Origin of the sequence: Enterobacter sp. 342 (assembly GCF_036663495.1) — a bacterium.
Lineage (GTDB): Bacteria > Pseudomonadota > Gammaproteobacteria > Enterobacterales > Enterobacteriaceae > Enterobacter.
This window is the reverse complement of the sequence record NZ_JAWUEI010000005.1, coordinates 30,400-55,080: the sequence shown is the minus strand read 5'-3', so window position 1 is coordinate 55,080 and position 24,681 is coordinate 30,400. Positions and strand designations below refer to the sequence as shown.

24 protein-coding genes and 1 other annotated feature are annotated in these 24,681 nt (G+C 52.9%); of the genes, 14 read left to right on the top strand and 10 right to left on the bottom strand.

Annotation, left to right across the window (positions count from 1 at the left end; genetic code table 11):
* Positions 1-94: 94 nt before the first annotated feature.
* Positions 95-367, top strand: coding sequence for a metal-sensing transcriptional repressor (locus tag V6E55_RS05800; protein WP_114977955.1), 273 nt, complete (start codon positions 95-97; stop codon positions 365-367).
* Here the strand turns inward: V6E55_RS05800 and V6E55_RS05795 are convergent.
* Positions 360-1,925 carry an EAL domain-containing protein gene (locus V6E55_RS05795; protein WP_316942367.1) on the bottom strand — a complete coding sequence of 522 codons (1,566 nt, stop codon included), beginning with the start codon at positions 1,923-1,925 and terminating at the stop codon, positions 360-362. The two genes, V6E55_RS05800 and V6E55_RS05795, sit on opposite strands and share 8 nt — an antisense overlap.
* A 220-nt stretch (positions 1,926-2,145) precedes the next feature.
* Between V6E55_RS05795 and V6E55_RS05790 the strand changes: the two genes are divergently transcribed.
* Positions 2,146-2,406 (top strand): type B 50S ribosomal protein L31, encoded by a 261-nt coding sequence (locus tag V6E55_RS05790; protein ID WP_010428154.1) that lies wholly within the window; start codon positions 2,146-2,148, stop codon positions 2,404-2,406.
* Positions 2,407-2,408: 2 nt separating this feature from the next.
* Entirely contained in the window at positions 2,409-2,549 is a 141-nt protein-coding gene (gene ykgO / locus V6E55_RS05785) for a type B 50S ribosomal protein L36 (RefSeq protein WP_003859006.1), read from the top strand.
* Here the strand turns inward: ykgO and V6E55_RS05780 are convergent.
* Positions 2,546-3,256, bottom strand: a complete 711-nt coding sequence (locus tag V6E55_RS05780) for a GNAT family N-acetyltransferase (protein ID WP_316942366.1) — start codon at positions 3,254-3,256, stop codon at positions 2,546-2,548. The genes ykgO and V6E55_RS05780 overlap by 4 nt on opposite strands.
* 101 nt (positions 3,257-3,357) lie before the next feature.
* Here V6E55_RS05780 and pdxR point away from each other — a divergent pair, with 101 nt between their 5' ends.
* A complete protein-coding gene (gene pdxR / locus V6E55_RS05775) occupies positions 3,358-4,818 on the top strand; it encodes a MocR-like pyridoxine biosynthesis transcription factor PdxR (RefSeq protein ID WP_316942365.1) in 1,461 nt (486 codons plus the stop codon).
* Here pdxR and V6E55_RS05770 read toward each other — a convergent pair.
* The 6 genes from V6E55_RS05770 to acrA all read right to left on the bottom strand — a co-directional run bounded on the left by V6E55_RS05770 (position 4,790) and on the right by acrA (position 11,632).
* Positions 4,790-5,257, bottom strand: coding sequence for a YlaC family protein (locus tag V6E55_RS05770; RefSeq protein ID WP_316942364.1), 468 nt, complete (start codon positions 5,255-5,257; stop codon positions 4,790-4,792). The genes pdxR and V6E55_RS05770 overlap by 29 nt on opposite strands.
* 118 nt (positions 5,258-5,375) lie before the next feature.
* Entirely contained in the window at positions 5,376-5,927 is a 552-nt protein-coding gene (gene maa / locus V6E55_RS05765; protein WP_316942363.1) for a maltose O-acetyltransferase, read from the bottom strand.
* A 209-nt stretch (positions 5,928-6,136) separates the two neighbouring features.
* Complete coding sequence (locus V6E55_RS05760) at positions 6,137-6,355, bottom strand: HHA domain-containing protein (protein ID WP_008499287.1); 219 nt, start codon at positions 6,353-6,355, stop codon at positions 6,137-6,139.
* A gap of 27 nt (positions 6,356-6,382) precedes the next feature.
* Positions 6,383-6,757 carry an Hha toxicity modulator TomB gene (tomB, locus tag V6E55_RS05755; RefSeq protein WP_008499288.1) on the bottom strand — a complete coding sequence of 125 codons (375 nt, stop codon included), beginning with the start codon at positions 6,755-6,757 and terminating at the stop codon, positions 6,383-6,385.
* A gap of 512 nt (positions 6,758-7,269) precedes the next feature.
* Complete coding sequence (acrB, locus tag V6E55_RS05750) at positions 7,270-10,416, bottom strand: multidrug efflux RND transporter permease subunit AcrB (RefSeq protein ID WP_114977961.1); 3,147 nt, start codon at positions 10,414-10,416, stop codon at positions 7,270-7,272.
* Between the two features lie 22 nt (positions 10,417-10,438).
* Positions 10,439-11,632 (bottom strand): multidrug efflux RND transporter periplasmic adaptor subunit AcrA, encoded by a 1,194-nt coding sequence (gene acrA, locus V6E55_RS05745; RefSeq protein ID WP_114977962.1) that lies wholly within the window; start codon positions 11,630-11,632, stop codon positions 10,439-10,441.
* A gap of 141 nt (positions 11,633-11,773) precedes the next feature.
* Here acrA and acrR point away from each other — a divergent pair, with 141 nt between their 5' ends.
* Entirely contained in the window at positions 11,774-12,427 is a 654-nt protein-coding gene (acrR, locus tag V6E55_RS05740) for a multidrug efflux transporter transcriptional repressor AcrR (RefSeq protein ID WP_316942362.1), read from the top strand.
* Between the two features lie 113 nt (positions 12,428-12,540).
* Positions 12,541-15,888, top strand: coding sequence for a mechanosensitive channel MscK (gene mscK / locus V6E55_RS05735; RefSeq protein ID WP_316942410.1), 3,348 nt, complete (start codon positions 12,541-12,543; stop codon positions 15,886-15,888).
* Here the strand turns inward: mscK and rsmS are convergent.
* Positions 15,885-16,076, bottom strand: a complete 192-nt coding sequence (rsmS, locus tag V6E55_RS05730) for a pleiotropic regulatory protein RsmS (protein WP_114977964.1) — start codon at positions 16,074-16,076, stop codon at positions 15,885-15,887. The two genes, mscK and rsmS, sit on opposite strands and share 4 nt — an antisense overlap.
* Before the next feature lie 14 nt (positions 16,077-16,090).
* The gene (priC, locus tag V6E55_RS05725; RefSeq protein WP_114977965.1) at positions 16,091-16,618 is read right to left on the bottom strand and encodes a primosomal replication protein N''; all 528 of its coding nucleotides are present in this window, start codon (positions 16,616-16,618) and stop codon (positions 16,091-16,093) included.
* Between the two features lie 50 nt (positions 16,619-16,668).
* Between priC and V6E55_RS05720 the strand changes: the two genes are divergently transcribed.
* From V6E55_RS05720 to hemH, 8 genes are all read left to right on the top strand, one after another.
* Complete coding sequence (locus V6E55_RS05720) at positions 16,669-17,046, top strand: DUF454 family protein (protein WP_316942361.1); 378 nt, start codon at positions 16,669-16,671, stop codon at positions 17,044-17,046.
* A gap of 151 nt (positions 17,047-17,197) precedes the next feature.
* Positions 17,198-17,749 carry an adenine phosphoribosyltransferase gene (gene apt, locus V6E55_RS05715; RefSeq protein ID WP_028017607.1) on the top strand — a complete coding sequence of 184 codons (552 nt, stop codon included), beginning with the start codon at positions 17,198-17,200 and terminating at the stop codon, positions 17,747-17,749.
* Between the two features lie 88 nt (positions 17,750-17,837).
* Positions 17,838-19,763, top strand: a complete 1,926-nt coding sequence (dnaX, locus tag V6E55_RS05710) for a DNA polymerase III subunit gamma/tau (protein ID WP_129996548.1) — start codon at positions 17,838-17,840, stop codon at positions 19,761-19,763.
* Positions 19,093-19,157 (top strand) — a sequence feature (DnaX frameshifting element). (Overlaps the previous gene by 65 nt.)
* A 54-nt stretch (positions 19,764-19,817) precedes the next feature.
* Positions 19,818-20,150, top strand: a complete 333-nt coding sequence (locus V6E55_RS05705) for a YbaB/EbfC family nucleoid-associated protein (protein WP_003858972.1) — start codon at positions 19,818-19,820, stop codon at positions 20,148-20,150.
* Entirely contained in the window at positions 20,150-20,755 is a 606-nt protein-coding gene (recR, locus tag V6E55_RS05700) for a recombination mediator RecR (protein WP_014882812.1), read from the top strand. The genes V6E55_RS05705 and recR overlap by 1 nt, the downstream gene beginning before the upstream one ends.
* Positions 20,756-20,865: 110 nt before the next feature.
* On the top strand, positions 20,866-22,740 hold the full coding sequence (gene htpG, locus V6E55_RS05695) for a molecular chaperone HtpG (protein ID WP_316942360.1): 1,875 nt from the start codon (positions 20,866-20,868) through the stop codon (positions 22,738-22,740).
* A gap of 195 nt (positions 22,741-22,935) precedes the next feature.
* Positions 22,936-23,580, top strand: coding sequence for an adenylate kinase (gene adk, locus V6E55_RS05690; RefSeq protein ID WP_006809841.1), 645 nt, complete (start codon positions 22,936-22,938; stop codon positions 23,578-23,580).
* A gap of 124 nt (positions 23,581-23,704) precedes the next feature.
* Entirely contained in the window at positions 23,705-24,667 is a 963-nt protein-coding gene (gene hemH, locus V6E55_RS05685; RefSeq protein ID WP_114977969.1) for a ferrochelatase, read from the top strand.
* Positions 24,668-24,681 lie beyond the last annotated feature (14 nt).

Genomic DNA, 24,681 nt, shown 5'->3' with positions numbered 1-24,681 from the left:
CCCCCAGTAGGTTAATACTACCCCCCAGTAGAAAAATACTCAGGGGGAGTAGAGCGTGATATGCTTTAAAAGCCAATAAATGAGGAATAAAGAGATGTCACATACGATTCGCGACAAAAAAATGTTATTGACTCGCCTGAAGAAAATACAGGGACAGAGCACTGCCCTGGAAAAAATGCTTAATGGCGATCACGAATGTGCTGACGTGTTACAGCAGCTGGCGGCGATCCGTGGGGCGGTAAATGGCATGATGATGCAGGTGATAGAAGGACATCTGACCGATCATGTGGTGAAAGAGCCAGAAGAGACTCAACGTGAAGCTGATCTTGGCGTGGTGTTACAGGTGATCAAATCCTACCTTAAGTAGAATGCGACCTGAGGTTATTTTCTGCCCAAAAAATAAATTCCGCTTTTGGTAGCGCCTTACTGTAGTACCACCCCTGCCCATACTGCACCCCGTGGCGGTGCAACCAGTCGAGCTGTCCTGCGGTCTCAATCCCTTCCGCAACCATCGCCAGTTTCAGCGATTTTGCTATTTCAATAATGTGCGGGGTGACGTTTTTGTACTCCAGTGCATCCACAAACGATTTATCAATTTTTAGCGTATCGACATCAAGATCCTGCAGATAACTCAGGCTGGAATAGCCAGTGCCAAAATCATCAATATAGACAGAGTGCCCTGAACGACGGAAGGCGGCGATGGCTGGCGCGCTGATTTTAGGGTCGGCAAAGCCACGTTCGGTTAACTCAAGGGCGATTTGTTTAGGATGGATTTTCCACTTATTCAGTAATTGACCCAGCAATGGGGGGAGATCGCCAGAGGTCAAATCAGCTGGCGCCAGGTTGATAGAGATATGCTGTTCTTCGTGAAGGTGCAGCCAGTTGCCCATATCTTCGAATACTTTTTCGATAACTAACTGGGTCAGTTGCGAGATGAGCCCGGTTTGCTCAGCAAGTGGAACAAAAATATCAGGCGCGAGGATGCTCCCGTCTGGCTGAGGCCAGCGTGCCAGTGCCTCGGCACCCACAATTTTTCCGCTACAAAGCGCTACGATGGGTTGATAGTGAACCACAATGTCGCGGTTGTTAATGGCGTCAAGCAGGCGATTGCGCGGCGACTGGATACGGCGCAACACGCGCAAGACAAAGAATGCGGCAAGCAGGCTTATCAGCATGCCAAAGGGGAGCCAGAAAAGAAGTTGCTGATGCCAGGTTTCCGCCAGTGGCTTGAGTGCTGCCCAGGCGACCACCGTAAAACCCAGCTCAGGAATCGGCTTCATCACGTACATGGCGCCGTTGTATTGAATGCTGGTGACCTTCTGGCCCATAACCATGTTACGGATATGCGGATCAAGTTTGTTGGTGCTGGCAAAAATGAGATGTGTTTTGTGCCCCACCAGGGCAGCATTTATCGTGAGCTGACTTAAAGGGATCACATCCACAAGTGAAGCCGGATCAATAAGCACAAGATAATGACCTTTGCCCATGACAGCCATGTAGCGGTTAAAGCCGAGATCATTTTGTGTGGTTAGCCATGTGCTGTAACCATCTTCTGTAATACGCATCGGAGGGGGGAAATAGACCGCTTTGCTGGCTTGCTCAAGGGAAGAGCAGCGGATTTTAAGGTTGTCGACATAGATAACTTCCTGGACATAACGCCACGAGAAAGCGGACCGGCGCATTTCCATCAAATGTGAAGGGCTACAGGAGACTCCCTTAAACGCCTGCAACTGATTTAGCGCTTCTTTTGCCTGCTCCACGACTATGTCAGTACGTACCAGTACACGTGAGGCATACCTGTCCAGCGCATCGACAAATTGTTCTTCCGCCTGGCGATGCGCAAGCCAGATGCTCAGGCAAATGGGGAGCAGCACAGAAAGGATAAGTACGCCAGTCACCAGACTGACCAGATGTCGGGTATTCATGCTGTCGTTTCCTTCCTCATGTGCCCGTTCCTGGGCACCGAGTTCCCTGCCAGAAGAGAAAGATTTTACCGCGAAATGATGTAGTTATAGCACGTGTACGACGTTGTTTTCATTTTATCTAAGGCAAATAAGAAAATAGCATCAGGATAGAGGGGGTTGTTATTTCAGCAAAGCTTCGATATTATTTTGTTATGTTATAACAAAACATAAAGAGCTTACGATGAAACCAGATATCCATCCCGCCTATCGCACCGTGGTTTTCCACGACACCAGTGCCAATGAGTACTTTAAAGTTGGCTCGACGATTAAAACCGACCGCGAAATTGAACTCGACGGTGAAACCTATCCCTACATCACTATTGAGGTCTCTTCAAAATCGCATCCGTTCTATACCGGCAAGCAGAAAACGTTCTCTACGGATGGCAGCGCGGCACGCTTCCGCAAGCGTTTTGGTGGTTTTCTTAATGCGAAACGGGGCTAACTATGCAGGTACTTAACTCATTACGTAGTGCGAAACAGCGTCACCCGGATTGCCAGATAGTCAAACGCAAGGGACGCTTATATGTGATTTGCAAATCTAACCCGCGCTTTAAAGCGGTTCAGGGACGTAAAAAAAGACGCTAGATGCGTGTTTCTCGCCAACTTTCCAGGGATCTTTTCTGTTTGCCATCGGCAGTAAAATTGTCGGTGGCAAGCCAACCTTCAAAGGCCTTCGCCAGCACTGGCCACTCTTTGTCGAGTATCGAAAACCAGTCGGTATCCCGGTTATGACCTTTTGTGACCAGCGCCTGGCGAAAACGCCCCTCAAACTGAAAACCAAGACGCAGTGCGGCCTTGCGCGATGGCTCGTTCAGACTGTTACATTTCCATTCATAACGACGGTAGCCAAGAGTATCGAACACGTACTGCATCAGCAGATATTGCGCTTCTGTTGACTCTGGCGTGCGGCTTAACAGTGGGGAGAAATGAACATGCCCCACTTCCACTACACCGTTTTTAGGATCGATCCGCATCAGGGCCAGTGTTCCGACCGGAGACTGGGTCTGGTTATTAATTACGGTAAAGTGAATGGGATCGGATAATTCACACACGCCCGCTACCCACCCGGCAAACTCACCCGCCGAGGCATCTGGCTCCCGTAGCAGCCATGTCCAGCTGCGGGTATCTTCGGCCCGGGAATAAGCGCTGAACAGTGCGTCGGCATGCTCCACCCGCAGAGGCACAAGTCGACAATATCGCCCCTGAAGAACAACCCGGGACGGGGGCTGACGAGGTTGCCAGTCGATAAGGGGCTCTCCCACTGGCTGACCAAATTGATTGAATGTCTTCATTTTAATATCCGTGACGTTGAAAAGAGCTCCAGATTAGTAAGTTACTGGTTCCATAAAAAGAACCACTCGGCTATGTTTTGGTGGTACCAGCAGGAGGTGGGATGAATATACCGGGTGATGAATTTTATACGTTGCTCAATGCTGCTCTGAAAGTTCGTGGGGAAGAGACGCTTCAACGTACGCTCTATCTAACATTGCGGGAGGCCATACTGTGCGGCAGGTTACAGTCTGGCTGCCAGCTTGCGGGTTCGCGAACGCTGGCGCATCAGCTTTCTCTTTCGCGGAACACCGTGAATGCAGCGCTGGAGCAGCTCACACTCGAAGGATACTTACTGCGTAACCGCCAGGGAACGCGTGTGGCACAGTTAGCTCAACGTTCTGTCGCTCAGGCATTACCGGACGCTGTCATCACGCTCGCAAAGCGCGTCTCCTTGTTACCTGCACCAGTGGCCCGGGATACACCGGTTATGGCGTTCACCCCCGGGACGCCTGCCATCAACTATTTTCCTCTACCGCTGTGGCGACGCTTGTACGATCGCGTATTACGGGAGGAGGGAAGTGGTTTGTTGGGGTATGGTTCCCCTGCCGGGGAGCCGTCGCTGCGGGCGGCTATCGCCCGTCATCTTGCCCTGTCTCGCGGAATTGACTGCGACGCCAGCCAGATTGTAATAACGGAAGGGGCTCTTGAGGGCGTCAATCTTTGTACGATGCTGCTGAGCGAGCAGGGGGATGTTGCCTGGGTAGAAAATCCCGGATATAGCGGGGCAAAAAGTGCCTTTGTGAAAAATGGTTTGAAGATGACGGGAATACCTGTCGATGACGAGGGAATGTACTGGGAAGGGTTGGATGTTCCTTCCCCCTCGCTTATTTTCACCTCCCCTTCGCATCAGTTCCCTTACGGAAGCGTACTCAGCGCACGACGGCGTCTGGCGCTGCTGGAACTTGCCCGGCAACATAACGCCTGGATTATTGAGGATGATTACGACAGTGAGTTCCGTTACACCGGTGAGCCAGTACCGGCAATGTTGGGAATGGTACCTAACGCCCCTGTTGTCTATCTGGGGACATTCAGCAAAACCCTGTTCCCATCGCTCAGAATGGGGTTCATGGTGTTACCCCCGGCGCTGGCAAAGGCGGCTCATCCGGCCATTGGTGCGCTGTTACGCGGTGGGCACCGAGCTGAACAGCGTACTCTGGCGCTGTTTATTGAAGAAGGCCATTATGCCCGTCATTTAGCCGCCATGCGCCGGCTCTATCGTAAACGTTACCGCCAGTTGCGGGAGGTGCTGAGTGGGGAGCTTCATACTCCGCATCGCATTCTTGCGGGTGAGGGAGGAATGCATCTGACGCTGACAATACAAGGTATTGATGACCAGAAGCTGGTGGAGCAGGCGAGGGCGTTTCAGTTGGCCCCCGCTGCATTGAGCGGATATTACCTGGATAAGAAGCAGGGGCAAACCGGTCTGGTTTTAGGTTACGGCAATACCTCTGCTTCTCAGTTTGTGCCGGGGATCCGACGCCTGCAGGCGTTAATTACGCAGCAACAGGGCGAGAAAGGGTAAAGATATCGTAGAAAGAAAGCTGACCTTTGGTAGAGATCATTTTCTGTAGCTTCTCTTTTTGCACGCTTTCGACAGCCGGAGAGTGCATGATGCTGTCGATCAGCTCCGTTGGTACGTAACGGGTGTTGTACCACTCGCCGTTGTAGCAGACCCGAAAATCGAGTACGTCGATATCTTCGTAGCGGTAGCGGGGATTCACGTCGAAAAAGAAAAAGGCGTTAAAAACGACAAACAGCACAACGAGCAGCCAGACGGAGTCCACCAGCGTTTCGGATTTCAGCATCACAATAAGCGTCGCCAGCCAGGCGGCATACATTGCGACAAACAGTCCGGGATGTTTGCGGATAAAGCTAATGCTAAAGCGCGGGCGATTGTCGCGCTTTTCGCGGAGGTTAAGATCGTCGATGGTGGCAGTGAGCAGGCGCTGTATCTCGGTCATTTTTTGCCTTCATGAGAGTTGACAATACAGGGGATCTGCCAATTTTAGGGGAGCCATTTGGTTGAAAAAAGTAACAGTATGGCGCTAAAAGACCATAACAGTTGACTCCCCCGCAGCTTTACAGGTTTTTGATGATTTTTGCCGGATTACCGCCAACGACGACATTGGCCGGGACATCTTTCGTCACGACAGCACCGGAGGCCACCACCACATTATCGCCAATGGTTACGCCTGGATTAATGACCGCACGTCCGCCAATCCAGACATTGTTACCAATACTCACGGGTTTGCCAAACTCCACGCCGCTATTACGTTCCTCTGCGTCCAGTGGATGGGTTGCCGTATAAATATGAACACCCGGCGCGAGCATGCAGTTATCACCTATGTGAATAGGGCACACATCCAGCATCACGCAATCGAAGTTAGCGTAAAACTCCTTACCCAGATAAATGTTATATCCATAGTCGCAGCGGAAGCTCGGCTCAATATAAGCCCCTTCGCTTTGCCCCAGAAGTTCCGCCAGAATGTTCTGGCGTTCTGTTTTTTCATCAGGCGCGGTGTGGTTATAGCGATGAATCAGATGGCGGGCTCTCAGTCGGTCGGTCCGTAATGTCTCATCACCGGGGTGGTAAGGTTCACCTGCTATCATCTTCTGTTTTTCAATGCTCATCCTGGAAACCTCTCTGAACGTAGTTACAGCAGGGTAATCTTAACCGCTCAGCATGGGAACGTTCCCTAATAACCGATGTGACTATTGTCACAACATTGTTGCTGATGAGCACGTTTTACACGGAGGCCTGCTTTTGCACAGGAAACATAACGGGATAGGTGAATACAGTTCAGAACGTGGCGTAGAACTCTACAGACACACTTCAAAGATTAACGGACAAATTTCCATACAGAAGTAGGAATTTTGTCATACAACTTATTCATCGTCAGCTCAGCAAGACGATGGTCAGCAGCTGAATAAAATACCGCCAGTTCATTATCAGAAAGCTCGTATTTATTCTTTTCAATGACACGTTCGAGCGTGTCAATTGACTGACAACGTCGTAAACGCATCAAATAATCGATTTTTGTGAGTGGTTTATCAGACATAAATTCACCTTAGTAATTGTAATAATTTTAACAGGAAAGACTAACCGGGTTAGCTCTGCTCACGTTGACGAAACAGCGGAATAGCCGGTTTCCCGATTTACGCCATTTTTGCAAATCCTGGGCGTTAATGCCGTAACTGCTGAACAACATAAAGGTGTCATCCAGGTATTCATCAATTTGCTCAATGAGCTTATTATCTTCATTGTACTTAATTTTATAATTAAGTGCGAAGGTTGCGATATGCTCTATCAGCTCATTCAACTGTAAATTGATGGCAGACGTTGGGTCGTTCACCCAGCCATGGTTACTTTCATCAAGATTGGCAAGGCAGTCATGGTACAAGGATTCGCAGAGAAATTTCAACTGCGCGATATCATGCCTTTTTGGCGAGTACTCGTCCATAGCGCATCCCCTTCTGAGTGATTTCTTACTCACCGAACAACATTGTCGGGATGGATACAACATACTTAGCCACACGGGTGCTGTGTTCCTGATATCTCTAACTATAAGCCACTCCATTCAAGATTTCACCGCGCTATTACGAAAAATTACAAATAAAACCGCAGACTGCGAGCGTTTACGCAAATGTTTGTCCGGAACTGAACATTTTTCTCTAAATTAACAATAAATTTTTTTCGCTCCCTTACGTTTCATCGGTTTAGCTTAAACGTTGGGAAGACGTCCTGGTCCTGAGTTCTGTTTGTTCGGACTTGCTGTTAGGAATATTCCTAATAACTTAAGCGTGGAAATGAAATTAAAAAAATCCCGAATTCACCGATTAAGTTATCAGTTAATTATGATATGTCTAATAAACATGGCAGGAAATAAATGGAAGCACAATAAGCGTATTTTATGATTTTTTCAGAAAATGAAAAAGGCCGCTAATGCGGCCTTTTTCTCATGTGAAACCGGTATCAGTGATGCTCTACTGAATGACTGTGTTCAACATCTTCATTCTTACGACTGAAGCGGCGGCGAACCACCACGAAGAACACCGGTACGAAGAAGATGGCAAGAATGGTCGCGGTGACCATACCACCCATTACCCCTGTACCTACTGCGTTCTGCGCACCGGAGCCAGCACCAGAGCTGATAACCAGCGGCATAACGCCGAGGATAAACGCCAGCGACGTCATCAGGATTGGACGCAGACGCATACGAACCGCTTCCAGCGTTGCCTCAATCAGGCCTTTACCTTCTTTCTCCATCAGGTCTTTGGCGAATTCCACGATAAGTATCGCGTTCTTCGCCGACAAGCCAATGGTTGTCAACAGACCTACCTGGAAGTACACGTCGTTGGTCAGGCCACGGAACGTTGCGGCAAGCAGTGCACCGATAACCCCCAGCGGAACCACCAGCATGACGGAGAACGGAATCGACCAGCTCTCGTACAGTGCTGCCAGACACAGGAAGACCACAATCAGCGAGATGGCGTACAGGGCAGGGGCCTGGTTACCGGACAGACGTTCCTGATAGGACATACCGGTCCAGTCGTAGCCAATTCCCGAAGGCAGCTTGCTCGCCAGTTGCTCCATCATCGCCATCGCTTCACCGGTGCTTCGACCCGGTGCAGCCTGACCCAGAATTTCCATGGAAGGCAGACCGTTATAGCGCTCCAGACGCGGTGAACCGTATTCCCAGCGTGATGTTGAGAACGCCGAGAACGGTACCATCTGACCGTTACTGCCGCGCACGTACCAGTTATTGATATCGTTCGGCAACATACGGTATTGGGCTTCTGACATCACGTACACTTTCTTCACACGACCACGGTCGATGAAGTCATTGACGTAGCTACCGCCCCAGGCAGCGCCCAGTGTGGTATTGATGTCACTGATGGAAACACCCAGCGCCTGTGCTTTTTCCTGATCGATATCGATCTTGTACTGAGGCGTATCTTCCAGGCCGTTAGGACGCACGCCAACCAGCAGGTCAGGGTGTTTCGCCACTTCGCCGAACAGTTGGTTACGTGCCTGCGTCAGTTTTTCGTGGCCCAGACCGCCCTGGTCAATCAGCTGGAAGTCGAAACCAGTCGCTGTACCCAGTTCAACAATCGCTGGCAGGTTAAAGGCAAAGACCATCGCATCTTTGATCTTCGAGAACGTGCCCATGGCACGGCCAGTAATCGCTTCGACCTTGTTTTCCTTACCTGGACGTTCAGACCAGTCTTTCAGGGAAACGAAGGCAATACCGGTGTTCTGACCACGCCCCGCAAAACCAAAGCCGTTAACCGCAAACACGGATTCAACGTTGTCTTTCTCTTTGGTGAGGTAGTAGTCGGTCATCTCATCCAGCACTTTCTGGGTACGCTCTTGTGTCGCCCCCGCCGGAAGCTGAGCCATACTCAGGAACACGCCCTGGTCTTCGTCTGGCAGGAACGAACTTGGCAGACGAACGAACAGATAGGCCATGCCCACCACGATGATGATATAGAGCAGCAAGTAACGACCGGTGCTGCGCAGGATGTTGCCCACGCTGTCGGTGTAGTGGTGCGTGCTCTTATCAAACATGCGGTTAAACCAGCCGAAGAACCCTTTGTGCTCGCCGTGACCGCCTTTCTGAATTGGCTTCAGCATGGTGGCACACAGTGCAGGTGTCAGGATCAACGCAACCAGTACTGACAGCGCCATTGCAGAAACAATGGTAATCGAGAACTGACGATAAATCGCACCGGTAGACCCCCCGAAGAACGCCATCGGGATAAATACCGCCGACAGTACCATCGCGATACCGACCAACGCGCCCTGGATCTGGCCCATTGATTTACGTGTGGCTTCCTTCGGCGGCAGACCTTCCTCCGCCATGACACGCTCGACGTTCTCTACTACTACGATGGCATCATCCACCAGCAAGCCGATGGCGAGTACCATCCCGAACATCGTCAGGGTGTTTATCGAATAACCGAATATCGACAGGATGGCGAAGGTTCCGAGCAATACGACCGGAACGGCGATGGTTGGAATCAACGTCGCACGGAAGTTTTGCAGGAACAGATACATCACCAGGAATACCAGGATGATCGCTTCTACCAGGGTTTTAACCACTTCGTGGATCGAGATTTTAACGAACGGCGTGGTGTCATACGGGTAGACAATTTTCAGGCCTGAAGGGAAGTACGGTTCCATCTTCTTCAGTTCTGCGCGGATCGCATTTGCCGTATCCAGGGCGTTAGCGCCTGTTGCCAGCTTAATACCCAGACCGGATGCCGGTTTGCCGTTGTACTTCGCGATGATGTCGTAGTTCTCGCCACCCAGCTCCACTTTTGCCACGTCACGCAGGCGAACCTGTGAACCGTCCTGATTCACTTTCAGCAGGATCTTGCTGAACTCATCGGCAGAGGTCAGACGCGTTTGCGCAATGATCGACGCGTTAAGTTGCTGGCCTTTCACCGGCGGCGTACCACCTAACTGACCGGCAGCAACCTGGGCGTTCTGAGCTTTGATTGCACTGATTACATCAACCGGCGTCAGCTGGAAGTTGTTCAGTTTGTTCGGGTCCATCCAGATACGCATCGCGTACTGGGAACCGAACAGCTGAACGTCACCCACACCAGAAGTACGGCTAATGGCATCCTTCATGTTGGCGCCCACGTAGTCGGAAATATCCTCCTGCGTCATGGTGCCATTGGTGTTAATAACCCCGACAACCATCAGGAAGCTACTGGACGATTTCTCGACGCTCACACCCTGCTGTTGTACTTCCTGCGGCAGCAGCGGCATCGCCAGTTGCAGTTTGTTCTGCACCTGAACCTGCGCGATGTCAGCATCCGTACCTGACTGGAAGGTCAGAGTGATCTGTACCGTACCGGTGGAGTCACTGTTTGAGGACATGTACATCAGGTTATCGATACCGTTCATGTTCTGTTCGATAACCTGAGTGACAGTGTCCTGCACTGTTTTCGCATCAGCCCCTGGGTAGGTCGCGGAAATTGTTACCGCCGGTGGCGCAATGGTCGGATATTGCGCGACAGGCAGCTTCAGGATCGCAAGTCCCCCAGCCAACATGATGATTATGGCGATCACCCACGCAAATATGGGGCGATCGATAAAGAAATTAGGCATGTCTTAACGGCTCCTGTTTAAGTTAAGACTTGGTTTGTTCTGACTGGCCAGCGGCCGAAGCTTGTTGTTTATCGTCAGATTTCACTTCCTGTGCTTTGACCTGCGCGCCAGGACGAACTTTTTGCAAACCAGTAATAATCACGCGATCGCCTTCTTTCAGGCCTTCCGTTACCAGCCATTTATCGCCAATCGCCTGTGTTGCCGTGATATTACGCGTTTCGACTTTGTCATCAGCCCCGACAACCAGTGCGCTCGCATCCCCGCGTGGTGTACGGGTCACACCCTGCTGTGGAACCAGAAGTGCGGTTGGGTTGGTCCCTTCTTCCAGACGTGCGCGAACAAACATACCTGGCAGCAGATTTTTGTCAGGGTTCGGGAAAATCGCACGTAAGGTGATGGAACCGGTGGTCTGGTCGACCGTCACGTCAGAGAATTCCAGCGTACCTTCCTGCGGGAACTTGATACCGTCATTCGTCACCAGCTCCACTTTGGCTTTGCCGTTTTCCTGCTTCAGGGTGCCGTTAGCCAGCTCTTGTTTCAGGCGCAGGAAATCGTTGCTCGACTGCGTCACGTCGACGTAGATAGGATCAAGCTGCTGCACGGTAGCCAGCGCAGAAGCCTGACCGTTCTGTACCAGTGCACCTTCCGTAACGGAAGATTTACCAATACGACCGCTAATCGGAGAGGTCACTTTGGTATAGGCCAGATTAATGCGAGCGGTTTCGACTGCCGCTTTTGCTGCCACTACGGCCGCGTTAGCCTGCTGTGCATCTGCCAGGGCAGTATCGTAATCCTGTTGACTGATGTACTTGGTACCGAGGAGTTTTTGGTAGCGGTTCAGCGTCAACTGGGCGATTTTGGCTGCGGCTTGTGCTTTTGCCAGGTCGCCTTTGGCGCTTTCATAAGATGCCTGATAGGTTGCCGGATCAATCTGATACAGAGACTCACCCGCTTTCACATCACCGCCTTCGGTAAAGTTACGTTTCAGGATAATGCCACTCACCTGAGGACGAACTTCCGCAATGCGATATGCATTTGTACGGCCGGGTAATTCGGTAGTGATTTGAAGAGGTTCGGATTTGAGCGTCACAACGCCAACTTCTGGCATCTGCTGAGCTCCTTGTTGAGCCTGTTTATTGTCACATCCTGTAAGCGCTAAGCTGCCTGAGAGCATCAGAACGACCGCCAGAGGCGTTAACCCTCTGTTTTTGTTCATATGTAAACCTCTAGTGTCCGATTTCAAATTGATCAATGGTCCTGAGTCCAAAAACCCATTGCTGCGTTTATATTATCGTCATGCTATGGTACATACATTCACAAATGTATGTAAATCTGACTCCTGTAAATTCACCCACCTATGGCACGAAAAACTAAACAACAAGCGCTGGAAACCCGACAACACATTCTGGATGTGGCAATGCGTTTGTTCTCTCAGCAGGGTGTTTCATCAACCTCGCTGGCACAGATTGCTCAGGCCGCAGGTGTCACGCGGGGAGCGATTTACTGGCATTTTAAAGACAAGTCAGATCTGTTCAGTGAAATCTGGGAGCTTTCAGAGTCCAGCATTAGCGATCTCGAGAGTGAGTATCGGGCAAAATTCCCTGACGATCCACTCTCAGTATTGAGAGAAATATTAGTATATATCCTTGAAGCGACAGTCGTTGAAGAACGTCGCAGGTTAATGATGGAAATTATTTTCCATAAATGCGAGTACGTGGGCGAGATGGCGGTGGTGCAAGAGGCGCAACGCAGCCTCAGCCTGGAGAGCTATGATCGTATTGAACAGAACCTGAGCCTGTGTATGCAGGCAAAGCTGTTACCGGCCAACCTGATGACCCGTCGGGCAGCTATTCTGATGCGCAGCTACATTTCAGGCCTGATGGAAAACTGGCTTTTTGCGCCGCAATCCTTTGACCTCAAAGAGGAAGCCCGCAGCTATGTGGCGATTTTACTGGAAATGCTACAGCTCTGCCCCACGCTGCGCAGCGACGCGCCTTCGCTAACAGCCTGATCCCTTTTCAGGATTTATCTCAGACGATAACGTTCGCGCTATTCTGCTTCCGGCGAGCGTGATATTCTTCACGCCGGACTATTTTCGGTCATCTTCTGACATCATTCATGACTATGCTGCCCATCAATCGCTCGCAACATCCTGTTTTTGCATTGCTCCTTGCGATGCTGTTTTTCTTCACCACGGCACCGCTTTCCTGGGCTCGCGCCGATAACAGCAATGATATCCCCTCGCGCACTGATGTTCAGTCGCAACTCGACACCCTGAACAAACAGAAAGAGCTCTCTCCTCAGGAGAAGCTTATCCAGCAGGATCTGACGGAAACGCTGGAAACGTATGATAAAATTGAACGTGTCAAAGCTGAAACCGCACAACTGCGTCAGAAGGTGGCTCAAGCTCCTGACAACATGCGCAAGGCAACGGATGCGCTGAATGCCCTGAGTGACGTCGATAACGACGATGAAACACGAAAAACACTCGCGACCCTTTCATTACGTCAGCTGGAGTCTCGTGTCTCGCAATCCCTTGATGATCTGCAAACCGCGCAGTCCGATCTCGCAACGTATAATAGCCAACTTGTCTCACTGCAGACCCAGCCTGAGCGCGTGCAAAATGCGATGTACGCCGCGTCCCAACAGTTGCAGCAGATCCGCAATCGCCTGAATGGCACGACGGTGGGAGAGGGCACGCTACGCCCGACACAGCAAACCCTGCTACTGGTTCAGCAGACATTGCTCAATGCGCAAATCGAACAGCAGCGTAAAAGCCTGGAAGGGAATACGCTGCTGCAGGACACGCTCCAGAAACAGCGTGATTATGTCACCGCAAATATTAATCGCCTGGAACACCAGCTCCAGTTGTTGCAGGAGGCGGTTAACAGTAAACGCCTGACGCTGACAGAAAAAACGGCCCAGGAGGCGGTATCACCTGACGAAACGGCTCGCATTCAGGCGAACCCACTGGTGAAACAGGAGCTCGAGGCTAACCATCAGCTCAGCCAGCGTCTGATACAGGCGACGGAAAACGGTAACTCGCTGGTTCAGCAAAATATCAAAGTGAAAAACTGGCTGGATCGCGCGCTGCAGGCTGAACGCAACATTAAAGAGCAGATTGCGGTTCTGAAAGGCAGTCTCCTGCTGTCGCGTATTCTCTACCAGCAACAGCAAACGCTCCCGTCTGCCGATGAACTGGAGGACATGACCAACCGCATTGCGGATTTGCGTCTGGAACAATTTGATATCAACCAGCAGCGAGATGCCCTTTTCCAGAGCGATACTTTCGTCGCCAAAATTGAAGAAGGTCATTCCAGTGACGTGAACCCGGAAGTGCACGATGCGCTACTTCAGGTGGTGGATATGCGTCGCGAGCTGCTGGACCAGCTCAACAAACAACTGGGTAACCAGTTGATGATGGCCATTAACCTGCAGATCAACCAGCAGCAGCTGGTAAGCGTTTCGAAAAGTCTGCAGGAAATTTTGACGCAGCAGATTTTCTGGGTAAACAGCAACAAGCCGATGGACTGGGACTGGATTAAATCCTTCCCAGAGACGCTGAAAACGCAGATCAAGAGTATGAAAATCACCGTGAACTGGGAGAAAGCCTGGCCTGCGGTGATGATTGCCTTCCTGGCGGGGTTACCACTACTGCTGATTGCTGGCCTGATTCGCTGGCGTCTGGGCTGGCTGAAAAAGTACCAGGCGAAACTGGCATCCGAAGTGGGGCAACTGCGAAACGATAGCCAGCTCAATACGCCGAAAGCGATTCTGATTGATCTCATTCGTGCCCTGCCGGTATGCCTGATTATCCTGGCGGTAGGTCTGATTCTGCTCACGATGCAGCTCAACGTCAGCGATCTGCTGTGGGCGTTCAGTAAAAAACTGGCGCTGTTCTGGCTGGTGTTTGGTCTGTGCTGGAAGGTACTGGAAAAAGACGGCGTAGCAGTGCGTCATTTCAACATGCCTGCGCAACTGACCAGCCACTGGCGTCGTCAGATTGTGCGTGTCAGCCTGGCCCTTCTGCCGCTGCACTTCTGGTCGGTTGTCTCTGAACTTTCTCCGCTGCATCTGATGGACGATGTGCTGGGGCAACTGGTCATTCTGCTGAACCTGCTGCTGATTGCCATTCTGATGTGGCCGATGTGCCGCGATAGCTGGCGTGATAAAGAGTCCCACAATATTCGTCTGGCCACGGTAACTGTGCTGGCGATTATTCCGCTGGCGCTGATGGTGCTCACGGCAACGGGCTACTTCTACACCACGCTGCGTCTGTCTGGTCGTTGGATTGAAACGGTTTATCTGGTGATCATCTGGAATCTGCTCTATCAGACGGTGCTGCGCGGTCTGAGTGTGGCGGCTCGTCGTATTGCCTATCGCCGTGCCATCGCCCGCCGTCAGCATCAGGTGAAAGAGGGGGCCGAAGGCGCGGAGCCGCAGGAAGAGCCGACCATCGCACTGGAACAGGTCAACCAGCAGACGCTGCGTATCACCATGCTGGTGATGGTCGCTTTGTTTGCGGTAATGTTCTGGGCCATCTGGTCTGATTTGATTACCGTCTTCGCTTATCTCGACAGTATCACCCTCTGGCAATACAGCGGCACCGAAGCGGGGGCTGCGGTCATGAAGAGCGTCACCATGGGCAGCCTGCTGTTTGCTGTGGTGTCGTCAATGGTGGCCTGGGCGCTGATTCGCAACCTGCCGGGTCTGCTGGAAGTACTGGTGCTGTCACGCCTGAACCTGCGTCAGGGGGCGTCCTATGCCATTACCACCATCCTCAACTACGTCATTATTATTGTCGGGGCGATGACGGTCTTTGGCTCGCTGGGCGTGTCGTGGGACAAACTGCAGTGGCTGGCTGCGGCACTCTCGGTAGGTCTTGGTTTTGGCTTGCAGGAGATCTTCGGTAACTTTGTTTCTGGCCTGATCATCCTGTTCGAACGTCCGGTGCGAATTGGCGATACCGTCACCATTGGCACGTTCTCCGGTACGGTCAGCAAGATCCGTATTCGTGCGACCACCATTACCGACTTTGATCGCAAAGAGGTGATCATTCCGAACAAAGCATTTGTGACCGAGCGCCTGATCAACTGGTCACTCTCTGATACGACAACGCGTGTAGTGATCCGACTCGGCGTTGCCTACGGTTCGGATCTGGATAAGGTGAAAGAGGTACTGCTGAAGGCAGCAAAAGATCATCCAAAGGTCATGCACGAGCCTGCGCCAGACGTGTTCTTCACCACCTTCGGGCCGAGTACGCTGGATCACGAGCTGCGTTTATATGTGCGTGAGCTTCGCGATCGCAGCTACACCGTGGATGAACTGAACCGCTCCATTGACCGTCTGTGCCGTGAAAACAATATCAATATTGCTTTCAACCAGCTTGAAGTTCACCTGCGTAATGAAAAAGGTGATGAGCATACGGAAGTGAAGCGTGAGATTAAGGGTGACGATCCGACACCGGCCTAATCTATATTCCCTCTCCCGCCGGGAGAGGGGCAGGGTGAGGGCAATACAGCCTTCACCTTACCCTCAAAATCTCTTCGCACAATCTCCAGCGCCTTAAGCACGGTTTCTGCGGGGATTTCATGATTCTCCAGCAACATAATCAAATCAACGGCCAGTTTGACCTCATCGGGTGCATTTTCCAGTGACATTTATATGGCTCCTGTTAACGGGTCAAACGGGCAATAACGCGTTCAATTTCATCCAGCGCCTGACGGCAGCGGACGAGGCGTCCTTCCAGCGCGCTAATCTCGCGCATTAAGAGTTGCTGCTCTTCCAGCGTTTCACTGTTGTTCAGGCGTGCTTCCCGCTCGCGCTTCATCTCAAACAACCGACGTTCAAACTCCTGGTTCTCCAGCCGCTTACGCTGCCATTTGTTGAGCCCCGGTGATGCACCGTCCCAGGCACGTAGCGTCCAGGTGGCGATTTCCCGGTGCAGGGCGGTGATTTGCCCGGTGAGATGCTCTGCAAGCCAGGCCACTTGCTGCGTCTGCCCGTGCTCAACCGCGTGGCGAAGCTCATCAAGATGGGCCTGGGCTTCAGCAATATAATCCTGAATAAGCGTGCTTCGGGTGCGAAAAAGTTGCCGGTCAAAGCGCGGCTTCAGCGTGGCGTGCCCCATCAGAGGGGTGGCCTCTGCTCGCAGGGTGGTCAGCTGTTTTTGCAGCGTCTCCAGAAGCAAGGCTGTTTTCAAGGCGCTCTCCAGTGGTAAAGTAGCCGTTCAGTTTGATAACGATTCGCATTATGCAGCGTACTATTTTAATCATCATTGGCTGGCTCGCGGTAGTGCTTGGCACATTAGGTGTGGTTTTACCCTTGTTGCCGACCACACCGTTTATCCTGCTGGCGGCCTGGTGCTTCGCCCGCTCATCGCCGCGTTTTCACCACTGGCTGCTGTATCGCTCATGGTTTGGTGGCTATCTGCGCCACTGGCAAAAACACCGGGCCATGCCGCCTGGTGCTAAACCGCGCGCGATCGCGGTGATCCTCATCACCTTCGCTATTTCATTATGGCTGGTGAAAATGATGTGGGTGCGGATCCTGTTGCTGGTGATCCTGATTTGCCTGCTCATCTTTATGTGGCGAATTCCCGTGGTTGATGAAAAGCAACAAAAGCACTGACGCCTTATAATGTCTGTTGCAATTATCTCGCACAGCCAGTAAATTCGACCGTTTTCGAGCACAGGTGCGCCTGGTTAAAGGTTAAGCAATTGTTATCTTTACCGACTCGTTGCGCGCTGTGAGTAACACTGTTTCATTTAGGCACAAACCGATGACCGCAACTGCACAGCAGCTTGAATATCTGAAAAACAGCATCAAAAGTATCCAGGACTATCCAAAACCTGGCATCCTTTTCCGTGATGTCACCAGCTTGCTGGAAGACCCGAAAGCGTACGCGCTCAGCATTGAACTGCTGGTTGCGCGTTATAAAAACGCCGGGATCACCAAAGTAGTAGGTACTGAAGCTCGTGGCTTCCTGTTTGGCGCACCAGTTGCGCTGGCGCTGGGCGTGGGTTTTGTGCCGGTACGTAAACCACGCAAACTGCCACGTGAAACCATCGCTGAAAGCTATGAGCTGGAATACGGCACTGATCAGCTGGAGATCCACGTTGATGCGATCGTCCCTGGCGACAAAGTGCTGGTGGTTGACGATCTGCTGGCAACCGGTGGCACCATCGAAGCGACCGTGAAGCTGATCCGTCGTCTGGGTGGTGAAGTGACCGACGCGGCATTCATCATCAACCTGTTCGATCTGGGCGGTGAACAGCGCCTGGAAAAACAGGGTATTACCAGCTACAGCCTGGTGCCATTCCCGGGTCACTGATCCCGATTTTCACAACCTCGCTCAATGGGTGAGGTTGTGATAGCATTCCCCTCCATAAATTCACCTTCCAGCGTTGCAGAGCCTGCCCATGAGTTATCAGGTGTTAGCCCGTAAATGGCGACCACAAACCTTTGCTGACGTTGTCGGTCAGGAACATGTGCTGACGGCCCTGGCGAACGGCTTGTCGCTAGGTCGCATCCATCACGCCTATCTTTTCTCCGGCACCCGTGGCGTCGGTAAAACCTCTATTGCCCGTTTGCTGGCAAAAGGTCTGAACTGCGAAACCGGGATCACCGCTACGCCCTGTGGCGTATGCGATAACTGCCGCGAGATTGAGCAGGGGCGTTTTGTCGATCTGATCGAGATCGACGCCGCCTCGCGCACAAAAGTGGAAGATACCCGCGATCTGCTCGACAACGTGCAGTACGCCCCGGCGCGTGGCCGCTTCAAGGTCTACCTGATCGATGAAGTGCATATGCTGTCGCGTCACAGCTTCAACGCCCTGCTGAAAACGCTGGAAGAACCGCCCGCGCATGTGAAATTCCTGCTGGCGACCACTGATCCGCAAAAGCTGCCGGTCACTATTTTATCCCGCTGCCTGCAGTTCCATCTGAAGGCGCTGGACGTTGAACAGATCCGTGCTCAGCTTGAACATATTCTCGACGAAGAGAAAATTGTCCACGAACCGCGTGCTCTGCAACTGTTGGCTCGTGCAGCGGACGGCAGCCTGCGTGATGCGTTAAGTCTTACCGATCAGGCGATAGCCAGCGGTGACGGCAAGCTCTCGACCGATGCGGTCAGTACCATGCTTGGCACGCTGGATGATGATCAGGCGCTCTCCCTTATCGAAGCGATGGTTGCCGCCAACGGCGAGCGTGTTATGTCGCAGGTCGATGCGGCCGCTGCCCGTGGTATTGAATGGGAAGGGCTGCTGGTCGAGATGCTCAGCCTGCTGCACCGTGTAGCAATGCTGCAGCTTTCTCCGTCTGCCATTGGTGCCGATATGGCGGCTATCGAACAGCGGATGCGTGAACTTGCCCGCACCGTACCGCCTGCTGATGTTCAGCTTTACTACCAGACGCTGCTGATTGGCCGCAAAGAGTTACCGTTCGCGCCGGATCCGCGTATGGGCGTTGAAATGACGCTGCTGCGCGCGCTGGCGTTCCATCCGCGTATGCCGTTGCCGGAACCGGACGTGCCGCGACAATCCTTTGCTCCGGTCGCACCGACGGCGGTGATGTCACCGCAGCAGGTACCACCGCAGCCGACGCCGCCGCAGCAAAATGTGCCGCTGTCGGACGCCACCAGTTCGGTGCTTGCCGCACGCAGCCAGTTACAGCGTGCGCAGGGAGCAACCAAACCAAAAAAGAGTGAACCGGCAGCGCCAGGAAGAGCGCGGCCGGTTAACAACGCCGCGCTTGAACGACTGGCCTCGGTAACGGAGCGCGTACAGTCGCGTCCTGCACCGTCCGCGCTCGAGCAGAAAGCCCCGGTGAAAGAAGAGGCTTACCGCTGGAAGGCGACCACTATCATCGAAGAGGTGAAGGAAGAGGTCGCCACCCCGAAAGCGCTGAAAAAGGCGCTGGAGCATGAGAAAACGCCGGAGCTTTCCGCGAAGCTCGCCGAAGAGTCTATTGCGCGTGATGCCTGGGCCGCCGAGGTCAGTAAACTTCAACTGCCGAAGCTGGTGGAGCAGGTCGCGCTGAATGCCTGGAAAGAGCAGGACGGCAATCAGGTGCGTTTACACCTTCGTCCTGGTCAACGACACCTGAATTCACCTGGCGCGCAAAAGGCGCTGGCTGAGGCGCTCGCCACATTACAGGGTTCGCCGGTTGAATTGACTATCATTGAAGATGATAATCCGGCAGTGAAAACGCCGCTGGAGTGGCGTCAGGCCATTTATGAAGAGAAGCTCGCGCAGGCGCGCGAGGCGATTATTGCGGATAACAACATTCAGACACTGCGCCGGTTTTTCGACGCCGATCTGGATGAAGAGAGTATTCGCCCCATTTGATCGTGAGTCTGACTTACGGTTGTAATCCTTAAACGTGAAAAAAGAGAGAAGCCTATGTTTGGTGGAAAAGGCGGTCTGGGTGGCCTGATGAAGCAGGCTCAGCAGATGCAGGAAAAAATGCAGAAAATGCAGGAAGAGATCGCTCAGCTGGAAGTCACGGGTGAATCCGGTGCCGGTCTGGTCAAAGTGACCATCAACGGTGCGCACAACTGCCGCCGCGTTGAGATCGACCCAAGCCTGCTCGAAGACGACAAAGAGATGCTGGAAGATCTGGTTGCAGCCGCGTTTAACGATGCCGCTCGCCGTATCGACGAAACTCAGAAAGAGAAAATGGCCTCTGTTTCCAGCGGTATGCAACTGCCACCTGGCTTCAAGATGCCATTCTGATGCAAACCAGTCCGCTGCTCACGCAGTTAATGGAAGCACTGCGCTGCCTGCCGGGCGTTGGCCCGAAATCGGCGCAGCGCATGGCGTTTACGCTATTGCAGCGCGACCGCAGCGGCGGGATGCGCCTGGCGCAGGCTCTGACCCGCGCCATGTCAGAAATTGGTCACTGTGCGGATTGCCGTACCTTTACCGAGCAGGATGTGTGTAACATCTGTTCGAATCCGCGTCGTCAGGAAAACGGTCAGATTTGCGTGGTGGAGAGTCCGGCGGACATCTACGCCATTGAGCAGACCGGGCAGTTTTCCGGCCGCTATTTCGTGCTGATGGGGCATCTCTCCCCGCTGGACGGTATTGGCCCGGACGATATCGGCCTCGACCGCCTTGAACAGCGTCTTGAGTCCGAAACGATCAAAGAAGTGATCCTCGCCACCAACCCCACGGTGGAAGGGGAGGCAACGGCCAACTACATCGCCGAGCTTTGCTCGCAGTATGGTGTTGACGCCAGCCGTATCGCCCATGGTGTACCGGTGGGCGGTGAGCTGGAAATGGTCGACGGCACCACGCTGTCGCACTCTCTGGCGGGACGCCACAAGATTATTTTCTGACCAAACGGAGGCTGCGTGTGTGGCCTCCGCTTGAAATTTTCCCCCCGTATCCCCATCTCTCCCTCAACGTTTTAAAACCCCATTAAATGGCATTGTTGAGGTCGACATAGATGAAAGGACAAGAAACCCGTGGTTTCCAGTCAGAAGTAAAACAGCTTCTGCACCTGATGATCCATTCCCTGTATTCCAACAAAGAAATCTTCCTGCGTGAGCTGATTTCCAACGCCTCCGATGCGGCGGACAAGCTGCGCTTCCGTGCACTGTCTAACCCGAATCTGTACGAAGGCGACGGTGAGCTGCGCGTGCGCGTCTCTTTCAATAAAGAGAACCGTACTCTGACCATCGCCGATAACGGCATCGGGATGAATCGCGATGAGGTCATCGACCATCTCGGGACTATCGCCAAATCCGGCACCAAAGCGTTCCTGGAGTCTATGGGCTCTGATCAGGCGAAAGACAGCCAGCTGATCGGTCAGTTCGGCGTCGGATTCTACTCAGCGTTCATCGTCGCGGACAAAGTCACCGTGCGTACCCGTGCGGCAGGCGACAGCGCGGAAAATGGTGTGTTCTGGGAATCCAAAGGTGAAGGCGAATATACCGTTGATGACATCACCAAAGCGGATCGCGGGACCGAAATCACGCTGCACCTGCGTGAAGGCGAAGATGATTTCCTGAACGACTGGCGCGTGCGCTCCATCATCAGCAAATACTCCGATCACATCGCGCTGCCGGTTGAGATTGAAAAACAGGAAGAACAGGACGGTGAAACCGTTGTTTCCTGGGAGAAGATCAACAAGGCGCAGGCATTGTGGACGCGCAACAAGTCTGAAATCAAAGACGACGAATACAACGAGTTCTACAAACACATCGCCCACGATTTTACCGACCCGCTGACCTGGAGCCACAACCGTGTGGAAGGTAAGCAGGAGTACACCAGCCTGCTGTACATTCCGGCACAGGCGCCGTGGGACATGTGGAACCGCGATCATAAGCATGGTCTGAAGCTGTACGTACAGCGTGTGTTCATCATGGACGATGCCGAGCAGTTCATGCCGAACTACCTGCGCTTTGTGCGTGGTCTGATAGATTCTAACGATCTGCCGCTGAACGTCTCCCGCGAAATTCTGCAGGACAGCACCGTCACCCGTAACTTGCGCAACGCCCTGACCAAACGTGCGCTGCAGATGCTGGAAAAACTGGCAAAAGACGATGCGGAAAAATACCAGACCTTCTGGAAACAGTTCGGCCTGGTGCTGAAAGAGGGCCCGGCAGAAGACACCGCGAACGTTGAAACGATCGCCAAACTGCTGCGTTTCGCCTCTACGCACACCGACTCCTCCGCGCAGACCGTGTCGCTGGAAGAGTACGTCTCGCGCATGAAAGAAGGGCAGGAGAAGATCTACTACATTACCGCCGACAGCTACGCGGCGGCGAAGAGCAGCCCGCACCTCGAGCTGTTGCGCAAGAAAGGCATCGAAGTACTGCTGCTTTCTGACCGCATCGACGAATGGATGATGAACTACCTGACCGAGTTTGACGGCAAGGCGTTCCAGTCTGTTGCCAAAGCCGATGAGTCCATCGACAAGCTGGCGGATGAAGTGGATGAAAGCGCGAAAGAAGCTGAGAAGGCGCTGGAACCATTCGTTGAGCGCGTGAAAACCCTGCTGGGCGAACGTGTGAAAGAGGTGCGTTTCACTCATCGTCTGACCGATACCCCGGCGATCGTTACCACCGACGCTGACGAAATGGGCACCCAGATGGCGAAACTGTTCGCTGCTGCGGGCCAGGCGATGCCTGAAGTGAAATATATTTTCGAGCTGAACCCGGATCACCCACTGGTGAAACGTGCAGCAGATACTCAGGATGAAGCCCGCTTTGCGGAATGGGTTGAACTGCTGCTGGATCAGTCTCTGCTTGCCGAACGCGGCACGCTGGAAGATCCTAACCTGTTCATTAAACGTGTGAATGCGCTGTTGCTGGCGTAATCGACCCACGCCTCCCCTGGTCTTCTTCCTCTCCCGTGGGAGAGGGCCGGGGTGAGGGCACCAGACTGCACTAACACAAATAATCTCCCCCCATTAACCGTTTCAGCCGTCCTGCCTTCCTTGAGCGATGCCCGTTCTGGTGGTATTGTTTAGCGCTTTTGAAAAATTGAATCGACTTTTGAGGGGATTTTCGCAATGCGTATTATTCTGCTTGGCGCTCCGGGCGCGGGTAAAGGAACTCAGGCTCAGTTCATCATGGAGAAATACGGTATTCCGCAAATCTCCACCGGTGATATGCTGCGCGCCGCTGTTAAATCTGGCTCCGAGCTGGGTAAACAAGCGAAAGACATCATGGACGCAGGCAAGCTGGTGACCGACGAGCTGGTTATCGCTCTGGTCAAAGAGCGCATTGCTCAGGAAGACTGCCGTAACGGTTTCCTGCTGGACGGTTTCCCACGCACCATTCCTCAGGCTGACGCTATGAAAGAAGCGGGCATCAATGTGGACTACGTTCTGGAGTTCGACGTACCGGACGAGCTGATCGTTGACCGTATCGTGGGCCGTCGCGTTCACGCAGCTTCTGGCCGCGTTTACCACATTAAATTCAACCCACCTAAGGTTGAAGGCAAAGACGACGTGACCGGCGAAGAGCTGACCACTCGTAAAGACGATCAGGAAGAGACCGTGCGTAAGCGCCTGGTGGAATACCATCAGATGACTGCACCGCTGATTGGCTACTACACCAAAGAAGCGCAGGCGGGTAATACCAAATACGCCAAAGTTGACGGCACCAAAGCCGTTGCTGACGTACGTGCAGAGCTGGAAAAAATCCTCGGCTAATCGCACCTTTCTCACCCGGATCTCCGGGTGAGAAATATTCCCATCTCTCCTATCGCAGCAATGGGTTTCGTTTAAACGCATTTCCGCTACAATTGACAACCATTCAAATGGTTAAGAGGCGTGAATGAGTCAGGCGAAAACCGGCATCCTGCTTGCCAATCTGGGCACCCCAGAAGCACCCACTTCAGACGCGGTAAAACGCTACCTGCGACAATTTTTAAGCGACACGCGCGTCGTGGATACCCCAAGACTGCTGTGGTGGCCATTGCTCCGAGGCGTCATTCTGCCGATTCGTTCTCCGCGCGTCGCCAAACTCTATCAGTCCGTCTGGATGGAAGAGGGCTCTCCGCTGATGGTTTACAGCCGTCGCCAGGAAAAGGCGCTGGCCGCACGTCTGCCGGATATGCCTGTCGCTCTTGGTATGAGCTACGGTAAACCTTCGCTGGAAAGCGCGGTCGAATCGCTGCTGGCGCAGGGGGTTGACCACATTGTGGTTCTGGCGCTCTATCCGCAGTACTCCTGTTCGACGGTTGCTGCGGTATGGGATGAACTGGCGCGTATTCTGGCGACTCGCCGTCGCATACCTGGCGTGACCTTCATTCGCGACTACGCCGATAACGAACTGTACATCAAAGCGCTTGCCAGCAGTGCTCGTGCGTCGTTTGAACAACATGGTGAGCCGGATCTGCTGCTGCTGTCTTATCACGGTATCCCGCAGCGTTTCGCTGACGAGGGGGATGATTATCCGCAGCGTTGTCGTGATACCACGCGCGAACTGGTTTCTGCCCTCGGCCTGCCACCAGAGAAGGTGATGATGACCTTCCAGTCGCGCTTTGGCCGCGAACCGTGGCTCACCCCATATACCGATGAAACGCTTAAGATGCTCGGTGAGAAAGGGGTGAAGCATATTCAGGTGATGTCGCCAGGCTTCTCGGCGGATTGCCTGGAAACGCTCGAAGAAATTGCTGTGCAAAACAGAGAGTTCTTCCTGGAAGCAGGGGGCACGAAGTACGAATACATTCCGGCACTTAACGACTCGCCAGAGCATATCGACATGATGGTCTCTCTGGTGACAAACAGTCGCTGATCGCACTCCGGGTC